Source organism: Agrobacterium sp. LAD9 (assembly GCF_003031125.1).
Classification (GTDB): domain Bacteria; phylum Pseudomonadota; class Alphaproteobacteria; order Rhizobiales; family Rhizobiaceae; genus Agrobacterium; species Agrobacterium radiobacter.
In genome coordinates this window covers 233,854-247,607 of the sequence record NZ_PHGS01000009.1, presented here as the reverse complement: position 1 = coordinate 247,607, position 13,754 = coordinate 233,854, and the positions used below count along the sequence as shown (strand labels likewise).

Annotated in this window: 9 protein-coding genes and 1 pseudogene; 5 read left to right on the top strand and 5 right to left on the bottom strand. The window is 59.1% G+C overall.

Annotation, left to right across the window (positions count from 1 at the left end):
- The first annotated feature begins 215 nt into the window (after positions 1–215).
- From DA915_RS10880 to DA915_RS10870, 3 genes are all read left to right on the top strand, one after another.
- A complete protein-coding gene (locus DA915_RS10880; RefSeq protein WP_107675816.1) occupies positions 216–1,448 on the top strand; it encodes a putative DNA modification/repair radical SAM protein in 1,233 nt (410 codons plus the stop codon).
- Entirely contained in the window at positions 1,448–2,896 is a 1,449-nt protein-coding gene (locus DA915_RS10875; protein ID WP_107675815.1) for a UdgX family uracil-DNA binding protein, read from the top strand. The genes DA915_RS10880 and DA915_RS10875 overlap by 1 nt, the downstream gene beginning before the upstream one ends.
- A gap of 144 nt (positions 2,897–3,040) precedes the next feature.
- Entirely contained in the window at positions 3,041–4,180 is a 1,140-nt protein-coding gene (locus tag DA915_RS10870) for a GGDEF domain-containing protein (protein WP_107675814.1), read from the top strand.
- A 35-nt stretch (positions 4,181–4,215) separates the two neighbouring features.
- Here DA915_RS10870 and DA915_RS10865 read toward each other — a convergent pair whose 3' ends face one another.
- From DA915_RS10865 to DA915_RS10855, 3 genes are all read right to left on the bottom strand, one after another.
- Positions 4,216–4,401 carry a hypothetical protein gene (locus DA915_RS10865; RefSeq protein WP_107675813.1) on the bottom strand — a complete coding sequence of 62 codons (186 nt, stop codon included), beginning with the start codon at positions 4,399–4,401 and terminating at the stop codon, positions 4,216–4,218.
- Between the two features lie 216 nt (positions 4,402–4,617).
- Positions 4,618–8,106, bottom strand: a complete 3,489-nt coding sequence (gene carB / locus DA915_RS10860; protein ID WP_107675812.1) for a carbamoyl-phosphate synthase large subunit — start codon at positions 8,104–8,106, stop codon at positions 4,618–4,620.
- A gap of 157 nt (positions 8,107–8,263) precedes the next feature.
- Positions 8,264–9,085, bottom strand: coding sequence for a LytTR family DNA-binding domain-containing protein (locus DA915_RS10855; RefSeq protein WP_020808736.1), 822 nt, complete (start codon positions 9,083–9,085; stop codon positions 8,264–8,266).
- 92 nt (positions 9,086–9,177) lie between these two features.
- Here DA915_RS10855 and DA915_RS10850 point away from each other — a divergent pair, with 92 nt between their 5' ends.
- Both DA915_RS10850 and DA915_RS10845 read left to right on the top strand, forming a co-directional pair.
- Positions 9,178–9,666: a DUF2306 domain-containing protein gene (locus tag DA915_RS10850; RefSeq protein WP_107675811.1), complete on the top strand. Its 489-nt coding sequence runs from the start codon at positions 9,178–9,180 to the stop codon at positions 9,664–9,666.
- Positions 9,667–9,764: 98 nt separating this feature from the next.
- The gene (locus DA915_RS10845) at positions 9,765–10,697 is read left to right on the top strand and encodes a neutral zinc metallopeptidase (protein ID WP_004430442.1); all 933 of its coding nucleotides are present in this window, start codon (positions 9,765–9,767) and stop codon (positions 10,695–10,697) included.
- 30 nt (positions 10,698–10,727) lie between these two features.
- On the opposite strand, the gene DA915_RS10840 is transcribed toward DA915_RS10845, so the two are convergent.
- The gene (locus DA915_RS10840; protein ID WP_107675810.1) at positions 10,728–11,207 is read right to left on the bottom strand and encodes a DUF2938 domain-containing protein; all 480 of its coding nucleotides are present in this window, start codon (positions 11,205–11,207) and stop codon (positions 10,728–10,730) included.
- 306 nt (positions 11,208–11,513) lie between these two features.
- Positions 11,514–13,597 (bottom strand): annotated as a pseudogene (locus DA915_RS10835) (methyl-accepting chemotaxis protein).
- Between the last annotated feature and the right edge of the window lie 157 nt (positions 13,598–13,754).

The following is a 13,754-nucleotide window of genomic DNA, read 5'->3' as shown; positions in this document are numbered from 1 at the left end:
ATCCTTCGCATTCCGGTCGCTTTACTTGCAGACACAAAAAGAAACAGGTTCCGGAGAGGAACTCCGGAACCATGCCAAAATCATAACTGAGCCGACTATATCAGAAGACGACAGCGAAATGCCAGCAAATTTGAGGTGTGAGTATTTCCTCATTCAATCAAAGGCTTGACTGCCATTATTGACATTCCTCAATGGAACATATAGTGAACATAGCTATGAAGAAGTCGATCAGGCAACGGCTGGCCATTCTCTCCGACGCGGCGAAATATGATGCCTCCTGCGCATCGAGCGGCACGACAAAACGCAACTCCGCAGCGTCAGGCGGTCTGGGCTCCACGGAAGGGTCGGGCATCTGCCATGCCTATGCGCCGGACGGGCGCTGCATTTCGCTCCTGAAAATTCTACTGACCAATTTCTGCATCTATGATTGCGCCTATTGCATCAACCGCTCTTCCAGCAATGTCGAGCGAGCGCGGTTTACGCCAGAAGAAGTGGTTTGGCTGACGCTGGAGTTTTATCGGCGCAACTATATCGAGGGGCTGTTCCTGTCCTCCGGCATCATCCGCTCCTCCGATCACACGATGGAAGAGATGGTGCGCGTGGCGCGTGAACTGCGCGTTACCCATGGTTTTCGCGGCTATATCCACCTGAAATCTATTCCCGAAGCATCGCCCAGGCTCATCGAGGAGGCGGGACTTTATGCGGATCGTCTTTCGATCAATATCGAATTGCCCACCGATAGCGGCATTGGCCGCTTCGCGCCGGAAAAGCAGCCCGCCAATATTCGCCGCTCCATGGCCGATATCCGTTTGAAGATCGAGGAGGCGGGGGAGCCGACCGTCCGGACACGCAAGACCAAGCGCTTTGCGCCGGCCGGTCAGAGCACGCAGATGATCGTGGGGGCCGATGGCGCAGACGATAGCACCATTCTCTCCACCAGCGCCCGGCTTTATGGCAGCTACGGTTTACGGCGCGTTTATTATTCGGCCTTCAGCCCCATTCCGGATTCGTCGAAGAACCTGCCGCTCATCAAGCCGCCGCTCATGCGTGAACACCGGCTTTATCAGGCCGACTGGCTGTATCGCTTTTATGGCTTCGACATCGGTGAGATAACCGCGATCGGGGGCGATGGCATGCTTGATCTCGATATCGACCCGAAGCTTGCCTGGGCGCTGAAGCATCGCGAACGTTTCCCTGTGGACGTCAACGTGGCGGATCGGGAAATGCTGCTGCGCGTGCCCGGTTTCGGCACGAAGACGGTCGCATCCGTCCTGTCGTCGCGACGGTTCCGGCGGTTGCGGCTGGAGGATATTGCCCGCTTTGGTGTTTCCCTGAAAAAGGTGAAGGCCTTCATCGTCGCAGAGGGCTGGACGCCGGGCAAGCTGACCGAGCGGCCGGATTTGCGGGCGATGTTTGCGCCGCAGCCCGAGCAATTATCGCTCCTGTGATGTACGGCCCGGTTCTGGAAGGGCGGGGTGATTTCGGCGAGTGGCGCGATGCCGCCCGCGCGGCGCTTGCCGCCGATATTCGACCCGAGATGATTGACTGGCGGTTGCGGGATGACGGGGCAGGGCTGCTGGATTTTGCCGGCGAGCCCTTGCCGGCGGCCGGTTCTGGGTCCGGGCAGGTTTCCGTTCCAGCCTCGTTCGTGGCGCTGGCGCAGGCCGTCATCTGTCATGGCGATCCCGGGCGTTTTGCTCTGCTTTACCGGCTGTTGTGGCGGCTGAAGCAGGATCGCGCGCTGTTGCAGTTCAAGTCCGATCCAGATGTTTCAGATGTCCGGCTGCTTGAGAAATCCGTCCGACGCGATTGTCACAAGATGACGGCTTTTGTCCGATTCAAGGAAGTGCCCTTGCCTCAGGGGCAGGGCGGGCGGCGGCGGTTTATTGCCTGGTTCGAGCCTGACCATTTCATCGTCGAGCGCACGGCCGCGTTTTTCCAGCGGCGGTTTACCGACATGGACTGGCTGATCGCCACGCCGAAGGGCTCTGCACGGTGGGACGGAAACGCGCTGCAGACCTCGCGGGAGGCGGCGGAAAAGCCTGATCTGACGGACGAGACGGATGAACTCTGGCGGACCTATTATGCCAATATATTCAATCCGGCCCGCCTGAAGATCAAAGCCATGACGGCGGAGATGCCAAAGAAATACTGGAAGAACCTGCCGGAAGCTGATCTCATTCCCGGTCTGGTTCTCGGAGCAGAGGCGCGGGTGCTGGAGATGGCCGCCAAAGCGGCAAGCCAGCCGCAGCCGTTTCACCACCGCCTGCAGGCTGCGGCCGCTGCACGGGAGACGCCGCAACCGGCGCCGGATGGTACGCTCGCGTCGCTGGCGCGGGAGGCTGGCCATTGCACCCGCTGCCCCCTGCATTGCAACGCCACGCAGACGGTTTTCGGCTCTGGCCCAGAGGATGCGAACATCATGATCGTGGGCGAGCAGCCTGGCGATCACGAGGATCTCGCCGGCAAACCTTTAGTCGGCCCGGCCGGCCAGCTCTTTGACCGGACTCTCGTCCAAATCGGCATCGAACGCAAAAAGCTTTACGTCACCAATGCCGTCAAGCACTTCAAATACGAAACGCGCGGCAAACGGCGCATTCATCAGCGTCCGAATGCGGGCGAAGTGGAGCAATGCCGCTGGTGGCTCAATCAGGAAATCGCGCTTGTTCGGCCAAAACTGATCGTTGCCATGGGCGCAACGGCGCTTTATGCGCTGACCGGCGGCAAGGAAAAGGTCACGGAGATACGGGGGCGTCCTTTGCCAATGGAGGAGGGCCGGACGCTTTTTGTCACTGTGCACCCGTCCTATCTACTGCGCTTTGTCGATACGCAGGCGAAAGAGGCGGAAATGGCAAAATTCACAAAGGATATGCAGTTTATTAGAGCGTTCGAATAGATTTCTATCTGCGATTGGAGATTTATTTCAATAGGCGAATATTAACTTACAGTAGTATAATTTATTGATTATTTATATGTTATTTTTATTAAAATTTTATACTTAGTATTATAATTAAGTCCTCCGAATTTATATGGACAAATCATGTTGGGTGAGCTCGACCTTACGACAGTCATATTGATGCAAAAGTGTTCCTACATCGTTGGGCTTTTGAGTTTTATCTACCTGAAAATGACCAATCGCGATTTGCGCGGTCCCATTCCTCTCGCGGCGGGTTTTGCGACGATGGCGATTGGCTCCACGCTTGCCGGTTACGGAGAATGGGGAATATTGTCGCCGGCTTTATGGCAACTGGGCAGTGTCGTTTTTGGTGTTGTGGGTTATGCGCTGATCTGGCTCGGTTTGAAGACGTTGAGCGATGGACGCGCCGTCGACCGGCGAATCCTATCCTTTGTGTGTTTTATCGCCGTGCTGACGATGGTCGTCGCGCATCAGGTGGCGGACAATAATGCGCTTCGCGCGGCGCTCTTCAATGGCTGCGCGTCGCTGGCCTATATCGCCGGGGCGTTGGTGCTTTTTGCCGGATGGCGCAGGGAGCCGCTGCTTTCCCGTCTGGCGCTGGGTGCGATTACTGGCGTCTCCGGTCTCATTTCGCTGGCGGTGATGAAAAGCGTGCTTTTTCCCGGCTATGCCACCCTCAATCTGGTCAATGCGTTTTTCTTCATCATCATGCTGAACTTCGCGATCGCCCTGTTCGTGATGATGCTGGTTGCCGAGCGGTCGGAACGGAAATTGCTGGTTCTTGCCAATACGGACCCCCTGACCGGCGTTAAGAACCGGCGCTTCTTCTTCCAGACCATGCCCGCGACGCCTCATCCCGCCGACGCGGCCATGTTGCTCGATATCGATCACTTCAAGTCGATCAACGACCGTTTCGGCCACGCCGTCGGCGATAGCGTGCTGCAGGAAGTGGCAAAGCGCATTGGCGGCAGCATCCGTGGTGGGGATGTGCTGGCGCGTTACGGTGGTGAGGAATTCATCATCTATCTGCCAGGCGCCGGCGTTCACAAGGCCTGCATGATCGGCGAACGTATTCGCGATGCGATTGCGGTCAGCGAGGTCGACTGCGGCGGTTTGCGTGTCGGAGTGACGATCAGCATCGGCGTTGCCGCCACCGGCGACATGCGCTGCGATCTCCAGACGCTTGCCGAAATGGCGGATCGCGCGCTTTACCGCGCGAAGACCGAAGGGCGCAATTGCGTTCGCGAGGCGATGGCCGCCTAGGGGCATCCTCGTTTCTGCGGCTGACAGCTTGCGGTTCAGCCTCTTGGCGCGCTCGTATCCATCGCGGCGCGATGCCGTAAGGCTTCTTTCAGCAATATCTCGATCTGGGCATTGATGCTGCGCAGTTCATCGTTCGCGGTGTGGCGGATTTGATTCAATATCGCGGGTTCGATCCGCAGCGGAAAAGCCACGCGCTCCGGGCCTGGCGGACGTCCAGCCATGAGTTAACCCTGCAGCTTCAAGTTCAGGGAAATGATGCGACCGATGGCGGAAGCGGATTTTTCAGGTGTAGGAAAAGACATCATGTGCCTCGCGTGGGATGATGTCTTTTTGCTACCCGAAACGGATTGCAGCGGGATTACGCGATGCAAAACGCCGCGGACATGGGGATCCGCGGCGTTTTGGTTTCAATCTTGCGGGCTTCTCCCGCAGAAAGCTTAGTTGAAGTAGCTCTGCAGCGGCTTCACTTCCAGATTGCCGGCCTTCAGCGCCTTGATGGCAAGGGCTGCTGCTTCCGCACCGGCCATCGTCGTGTAGTAAGGCACCTTCTGCATCAGCGTCGCGCGGCGCAGCGACTTCGAGTCAGAGATCGCCTTGTTGCTGTCGGTGGTGTTGATGACCAGCTGGACCTGACGGTTGCGGATGGCGTCTTCGATATGCGGACGGCCTTCCTGCACCTTGTTGATTTTTTCGGCATTGATGCCCTGTTCAGCAAGGAAACGCTGGGTGCCGCCGGTTGCGAGAACCTTGAAGCCGCTTTCCACCAGAATGCGGATGGCCGGCAGAACGCCTTCCTTGTCGTCGTCACGCACGGAAACGAAGACCGTGCCGGAGCGGGGCAGATCGACGCCGGCGCCGAGCTGGCTCTTGGCGAAGGCCAGCGCGAAATCCGTGTCGAGGCCGATGACTTCGCCGGTCGAACGCATTTCCGGTCCGAGCAGAATGTCGACGCCGGGGAAGCGCGCGAAGGGGAACACGGCTTCCTTGACGGCAATGTGCTTCAGGTTGCGCGGATCAGGCTTTTGGCCATAGGCGGCAATCGCCGCATCGAGCTTTTCACCGGCCATGACGCGGGCGGCGATCTTGGCGATCGGCGCGCCGATGGTCTTGGCGACGAAAGGCACGGTACGCGAGGCGCGCGGGTTGACTTCGAGAACGTAGATCGTGCCATCCTTGATGGCGTATTGAACGTTCATCAGGCCGCCGACATTGAGCGCCTTGGCAAGAGCCGTCGTCTGGCGTTCCAGTTCGTCGAGAGTTTCCTTGCTCAGCGAACGCGAAGGCAGCGAGCAGGCCGAGTCGCCCGAGTGGATGCCGGCTTCTTCGATGTGTTCCATGATACCGGAAACGAAGACGTTTTCGCCGTCGCACAGCGCATCGACGTCGACTTCGACGGCGTTGGTCAGGTAGCTATCGAACAGAAGCGGGTTCTTGCCGAGCAGGGTGTTGATCTGGCCGGTCTTGTCGTTCGGGTAACGCTGCTTAATATCCTCAGGTACGAGACCCGGAACCGTGTCGAGCAGATAGGTCTGGAGCTGGCCTTCCGAATGGATGATCTGCATGGCGCGGCCACCCAGAACGTAGGAAGGACGCACAACCAGCGGGAAGCCGATTTCGGAGGCGACGAGGCGTGCCTGCTCGACCGAATAGGCAATGCCATTGTTCGGTTGGGCGAGGTCGAGCTTCATCAGCAGCTTCTGAAAGCGGTCGCGGTCTTCGGCAAGGTCGATCATGTCAGGCGCGGTGCCGAGGATCGGGATACCGTTCTTTTCCAGCGCTTCGGCCAGCTTCAGCGGGGTCTGGCCACCGAACTGCACGATGACGCCGACCAGTTCACCCTTTTCCTGCTCGGCGCGCATGATCTCGATTACGTCTTCGGCCGTCAGCGGCTCGAAATAGAGACGGTCGGAGGTGTCGTAGTCGGTGGAAACCGTTTCCGGGTTGCAGTTGATCATGATCGCTTCGAAGCCGGCATCCTTCAACGCGAAGGCGGCATGGCAGCAGCAATAATCGAACTCGATGCCCTGGCCGATACGGTTCGGACCACCGCCGAGGATGACGACCTTCTTGCGGTCGGAAACCTGCGCTTCCGAGCGGGCAGCGCCGACGAAGGGAATTTCGTAGGTCGAATACATGTAGGCGGTGGGCGAAGCGAACTCGGCCGCGCAGGTATCGATGCGCTTGAAGACCGGGCGAACGTTGAGGCTGTTACGCAGCTCTGCCACTTCCTTCGGGCGCTTGCCCGTCAGAATTGCAAGGCGGGCGTCGGAAAAGCCCATGGCCTTCAGCATGCGCAGGTTTTCGGCGTCCTGTGGCAGGCCTTGCTCGCGGATACGGGCTTCCATATCCACGATGGCCTTGAACTGGGCGATGAACCAGGGGTCGATCTTCGAGTTTTCGTGAACTTCTTCCGCCGTCATGCCCATGCGCAGCGCCTGTGCGACCATGCGCAGGCGATCAGGCGTCGGGGTGCCGATGGCGGCGCGGATGGCGTTCTTGGAGCCTTCGCCTTCTTCAAAGCCGGGGATTTCGATTTCATCGAGACCGGTGAGGCCGGTTTCCATGCCGCGCAGCGCCTTCTGCAGCGATTCTGCGAAGGTGCGGCCGATGGCCATGACTTCGCCGACCGACTTCATGGCGGTGGTGAGGATCGGCGAGGCGCCGGGGAATTTCTCGAAGGCGAAACGCGGGATCTTGGTGACGACGTAGTCGATCGAGGGTTCGAACGAGGCAGGCGTTGCGCCGCCGGTGATGTCGTTTTCCAGTTCGTCCAGCGTATAGCCGATGGCGAGCTTGGCGGCAATCTTGGCGATGGGGAAGCCGGTCGCCTTGGAGGCCAGCGCAGACGAGCGCGATACACGCGGGTTCATTTCGATGACGACGAGGCGGCCGTCCTTTGGATTGACGGCGAACTGCACGTTCGAGCCGCCGGTTTCCACGCCGATCTCACGCAGCACCGCGATCGAGGCGTTGCGCATGATCTGGTATTCCTTGTCGGTCAGCGTCAGCGCAGGTGCAACGGTGATCGAGTCGCCGGTGTGGACGCCCATCGGATCGATGTTTTCGATGGAGCAGATGATGATGCAATTGTCCGCGGTGTCGCGGACCACTTCCATCTCATATTCCTTCCAGCCGAGGACGGATTCTTCGACCAGAACTTCAGTGGTCGGCGAAGCGTCGAGGCCGCCGGAGACGATGTCGAAGAATTCCGAGCGGTTATAGGCAATGCCGCCGCCGGTGCCGCCGAGCGTGAAGGACGGGCGGATGATGGCGGGCAGACCGACATGGTCGATGGCCTGGGCGGCGATTGCCATGGCGTGCGCCATATAACGCTGCTTGCGGTCGGTTTCGCCGAGGTTCCACTGGTTTTCGAGGTCGTCCAGCGCCTTGTCGAGATCGGGGCCGGAAAGCTTGCCCTTCAGTTCAGTGCGGGCGGCTTCGTGCTTCTTGCGGTCGGCGTCCTTGATTTCGGTCGCATTGGCGAGCATGGACTTCGGCGTTTCGAGGCCGATGCGTGCCATCGCTTCGCGGAAGAGGGCGCGGTCTTCAGCCATGTCGATGGCTTCGGGCTTCGCGCCGATCATTTCCACATTGTAGCGGTCGAGAACGCCCATGCGCTTGAGAGAAAGCGCGGTGTTGAGCGCGGTCTGGCCGCCCATGGTCGGCAGAAGCGCGTCCGGGCGCTCCTTGGCGATGATCTTGGCGACGACTTCAGGCGTGATCGGCTCAACGTAAGTGGCGTCGGCAAGGCCCGGATCTGTCATGATGGTGGCCGGGTTGGAGTTGACCAGAATGACCCGGTAACCCTCTTCCTTTAGCGCCTTGCAGGCCTGCGTGCCGGAATAGTCGAATTCACATGCCTGGCCGATGACAATCGGTCCCGCGCCGATGATGAGGATGGACTTGATATCTTGGCGCTTCGGCATGGGCTCTCTCGTTCCGCTTTTTGGTTGCGCAAAACACCAGCCAGGGTGAAGGATCACCGGCCGGGGCGCGCAATTCAAAGTTTTCAGGCTAGAAGCGGCTTATAGGCAAATGTTTTTGAGAACGGAACCCCATAAATTCCGGAATCGACAGAAACTCTTAACGGGCTGGGGCAAGGGCCGCAAAACGGGCCTGCACCGCTGCATTATAAGAGCGGCTGACGGGGATTTCCGAACCGTCCCTTGTCATGAGAAGCAGACGGCCCGCCTGTTTACGCAGCGCGACGACATCGGCATCGGCGATCCAGTGCGACCGGTGTACCTGCAAGCCCTGCGTCTCGCCAATCTCTTTCAGAGCATCGGCAAAACGCAGCAGAACGAGCTGACGCCCGCGCGTGGTGACGATCTGCGTATAATGGTCCTGCACCGAAAGCCGCAGCAATTCTCCGCGCTTTTGCGGTGGCAGCCGCTCCAGCAGCGGCGCGACGCCTTTCACCTCACGCTTGGTATCATCGTCTGTGTCCGTAACGGCGTTGGCCGTTGTTTCGAGCGACTGGCCGGTGGTGAGATAACTCAGCAGGCAGAAGATGGCACAGAGAGGCAGGGCCGACAGGCTGCTTTCTAAAAAGGGGCCGAAACCCATTTCCTTACCTGAAAATACCCGGTTCGTGACGGTAAGCATGAGCCCGATCGGCAGGGTGGCCGTCAGCGAACCGATCATCATGCGCGTCAGCATGTTTTCGATGCTGCCGGCAAGGATGCTGTTGGCGATGATGGAAAAGGATATGGCGAATGTCCAGGCGACGGCCTGAATGATTGTCCAGTAAAGCAACCGGTCGGCGAAACTCATGGTTTCGCTCGTGCCGAAAGGCCCGGTCACGATGAAGATCGCCAGCACGGCGAGAAATGTCAGCCACAGCCTGCGCGATTGCAGGACGGCGTGCATTTCACGAAGCGTGGATTGCAGATACGGGTGATCCACGAAGTTTTCCTGCGGTTGGCGTCAATCCGTTTTTCTTGAGCGCATGTTTTGCCGAAATTGCCGGTGATTTCAACCGAGCCGAAACAGCACCCATGTCATTCCAGCCTTTGTTAGACGCACCGCTTGCCGTGCAATTCCATGTCGCCACCGTCGTGCCCGCAGCCATTCTCGGCGCCTTCATCTTCCTGCGCCCCAAGGGAACCGCCATCCACCGGCTGCTCGGCAAGATCTGGGTGATGCTGATGGTCACGACTTCCGTTTCGACGTTCTTCATCCATGAATTAAGGGTGTTTTACGGTTTCAGCCCGATCCATCTGCTCTCCGCCTTCACCCTCTATGGCTGTCTGCAATCGGTCTATTTCGCGCGGCGCGGCGATATCAGACGTCATATGCGCATCATGCAGAGCGTTTATCTCGGCGGCATCGTTGTTGCCGGAGGTTTCACCTTCGTTCCCGGTCGCCTCATGCATGAGGTTGCTTTTGGTGATGGCAAAGCCGGTTTTGCGGCCCTTTCCGCCGGCGCTCTCGTGTTTGCCTTCCTGTTTCTGACCGTATTGAAACAAAGACGCAGAGCCGCTTGAGAGACTCCGTTCGCCACCTCTGCTTTCTTCCGGAACAAGATGTATTATAGTGCCGTTATATGGCAGCTTGTTAAGGCGGTATCCGCCGGGAGAATAGCATGGAATGGAGAGGGCGCCGCCAGTCGGACAATATCGAGGATCGGCGTGGCATGTCGGCGGGATCGGGGCCAGGCGGTAACGATCCTTTTTCCCGTGGCGGAATGCGCGTGCCGATCGGGCGTCGCGGTGGCGGCATCGGTATCGGCGGCATTGTAGTCATCCTGCTGATCAGCTGGGTGCTTGGCATCAACCCGCTGACGCTGCTTACGGGTGGCGACATCTCGATGGACGGCGGTGGCACGACGCAACAATCCGGCACCCAGCAATCCGGCACACGCCCGCAGGGCGAATCGTCGGACGAGACGACGGCTTTCGTGCGCACCGTGCTGGCTGAGACGGAAGATACCTGGAGCGGCATCTTCCAGTCCGCCGGGGAGACCTATCAGAAACCGACGCTGGTTCTGTTCTCCGGGCAGGTGTCATCCGCCTGTGGTTATGCCTCTGCCGCCAGCGGCCCGTTCTATTGCCCGGGTGACCGCAAGGTCTATCTCGACACCAGTTTCTTCAATGAACTGGACAAGCGTTTCGGTGCGGCCGGCGATTTCGCACAGGCTTACGTGATTGCGCATGAGGTGGGCCACCACATCCAGAACCTGACCGGCGTTCTGCCGGAATTCAACCGCCGGCGCCAGTCCATGAGCCAGGTGGATGCCAACAAGATGTCCGTGCGAGTCGAGCTTCAGGCGGATTGTTATGCTGGCATCTGGGGCAAGTTTACCGAACAGAAGGGCATTCTCGAAACCGGCGACCTCGAGGAAGCGCTGAATGCCGCCCACCAGATTGGCGACGATACGCTGCAGAAGCAGACTCAAGGCTATGTTGTGCCTGACAGCTTCAACCACGGCACCTCGGCACAGCGCGCGGAATGGTTCAAGCGCGGTTTCCAGAGCGGCCGTGTCGAGGATTGCGATACGTTCTCGGCGAATATCTAAGGAGAGGGGGCTTTTCAGCCCCCTTTTCATTCAACGCATCAAAAGCGCTACGGCATACATGCCTAGGGCGAAGATGGTATGGGCCACGAGGTTGAGGACGCGAACCTTCGTGGGGTTCGGCGTTTTTGATGCGGCCCAGCCAATGCCGAGACCCGGCTGCAGCAGGAACCAGCCCGCGCCCACCGTTATGATGCCGATGATCCACGGCTCAATGAAGGACGGGTTTGCAAACCACGCGGCCGGGACCACCAGCGCAAGAATGACGCCGTAGAGAATGCCGACGGCGTAATGCGAAATCCAGCCGAGCACGAGCTCATGCTCGTAAGGTGCCGCCGTGGCGATGCTGTCGTGAAATATCCTGCCCTTCGGCACATGCCAGAACCAGCGGCCGACCGGCGCCCAGTTGGGGGCGGACTGGCCAAAAAACCGGTGCAGTATGATTGCCCATATGTCCATAAACACGGTACCGCCAATGCCCATGGCAATGCCGCGCCAAATCAAATCCAGCATAGATCCCTCCGCAAATCATGATCGATCAAGCTCTAGCGGATCGGGCCGGTAGAGAGAACCGGGTATCGTTCGCGCGGCAAATAAAAATGGCCGGATCGCTCCGGCCATGAAAGAGGTTGAAACCTCTCCTCCGTCATGCCGGTCCCCGGAACAAGCCCGAGGATAATCCGGCATCCAGCCACGGCGCGTCTGCGCCGTGGGGAATGAGTCCAGCGCGATCAAGGACTTGATCGCGCTGGACCCCGGATCAAGTCCGGGGTGACGGCGTTTGTATGCTTTGCCTTCGCCAAACGATCAGGCGGTTCCTTAAGCAGCACGCCCATATTGCGCCTGCCGCCGCGTGGCCGTGGCGAGCTGGAACTGTGCGAGCAGATCGTTGAGCGCCGCCGCTTCCGAGGCGAGGCCGTGGCTTGCCGCCGTCTGTTCCTCGACCATGGCGGCATTCTGCTGCGTGCCCTGATCGATGGTGTTGATAGCGGTGTTGATTTCCTGAAGTCCGGTCGACTGTTCGCGCGACGAGGTCACGATAGCGTCGATATGACGGTTGATCTCCTGCACTTCGCGGACGATGGTTTCCAGCGCCTTGCCGGCATTGCCGACGAGATCGACGCCGGACTGCACCTGCGATGTCGAGGCGTTGATCAGCGTCTTGATTTCCTTCGCGGCATTGGCGGAGCGCTGGGCAAGCTCGCGCACTTCCTGTGCGACGACGGCAAAACCCTTGCCCGCCTCACCGGCGCGGGCGGCTTCCACACCGGCATTCAGCGCAAGCAGGTTGGTCTGGAAGGCGATCTCGTCGATCACGCCGATGATGTTGCTGATCTCCGATGATGATTTTTCAATGCCTTCCATGGCGCGCACGGCATCTTCCACGATGACGCCTGATTGTTCGGCATTGTTGCGGGCGCGATCGACCAGACGGCCGACTTCTTCCGCACGGCGGGCGGAATCCTTCACCGTCGTGGTGATTTCCTCAAGCGCCGCCGCCGTTTCTTCCACGGAGGCTGCCTGCTGTTCGGTGCGCCGTGCGAGATCATCCGCCGACTGACGGATTTCTCCGGCGCCGGCGTCGATGGCGCGGGCATTCTGGCCGACGGTGCTGAGCGCCGCGTTCAGCTTGGCGACAGAATTGTTGAAATCGTCGCGCAGGCGGTCGATGCGGGTCACGAAGGGCGTGTCGATGCGATAGTTGAGATCGCCGTTCGAAAGATGAGCCAGTCCCTTGGCAAGCGAATCGACCGCGAACTGGATGTCCGCCGCGTCTTTTGCCGCCAGTCTCTCGCGGTCGCTGCGTTCCTGTTCGGAAAGCGTGCGGTTCTGCTCGGCATCGCCTTCGAGGCGCAGACGTTCCATGGCGTTCGACCGGAACACGGCAACCGCTGCCGCCATCGAGCCGATCTGGTCGGTGCGCTCCTGACCGGGAATGGCGACATCGAGATTGCCGGCTGCAAGACCTTCCATGGCCGAGGTCATCTGCGTGACGGGGCGGACGATGAAGCGTGAAAGGACGGTTGCGAGAAGTCCGATCATGATCGTGGCTGCGAGGATCGTGGCGATGGTTGCCGCCAACCGGAACTGGCCGATTGCGCTGTAGGCAACATCGGAATCGACGACGAAACCGAGATACCAGTCAACCGAGGGCAGGCCGGCGACCGGAATGAAGCTGGTGATCTTGCCCTTGCCGTCGATCTCGGTCTGGGAAATGGCGGAGGAAATAGCCGGTGTGTCGACCTTGAAGAGGTCGGCCAGCGGCTTGTCGACGAATTTCGGATCGGGATGGATGAGGATCTTGCCATCCTTGCTGACGAGGAAAGCGTATCCATCCGTGCCGGCATCCACCGACTTGATCATCTTCACCAGCGAATCCAGCGAGAAGTCACTGCCCGTCACGCCGGCAAGCTTGCCATCGATGGAAACGGGAATGGCGGCGGTGATGATGAGGCCGCCGGTCGATGCATCATTATAGGGTTCGGTCAGGACGGTCTTGCCGGCTTTCACCGCATCCAGATACCACGGGCGTTTGCGAGGATCATAACCCTCAGGCAGTGGTGTTTTCGGGAAGGTGGTGAAGCTGCCGGTGTCGGCATTGCCGAAATAGGTCGACATGAACTGGGCGGTGAGAACGTCGTTTTCCAGAAACCGCAGCTTGGCCTCGTCATCAGGTAGCTTGGCGAGCGTCTTTGCCACCGTTTCGGTCAGCATGATGCGGCCATTCAGCCAGTTGGCGATGCTTTGCGCGGCCTGCTTGCCGGAAGAATCGATATTCTCCGCCACCGCTTCCGTCGTGACCCGGTGCTGAAGACTGTCGATGTAGAAAGAGAAACCGGCAAAGGCGGCAGTGACGACGCAGCAACGAGAATGCGCGTCATGAGATTGGTTTTTTTGGGCAAGCTACACGTCCTTGAAACCGGGTGAACCCGTTCGGCTCATCTCGGAAAATGGTGGGAAAGACATGCCTCAAAGGCGGGAATATTCTGCGTCATGCAGCTTGTGGTTTAGAAGAACTACGCGATATTCTAATAAGTAAAGCGAAATGGTAAAATTCAG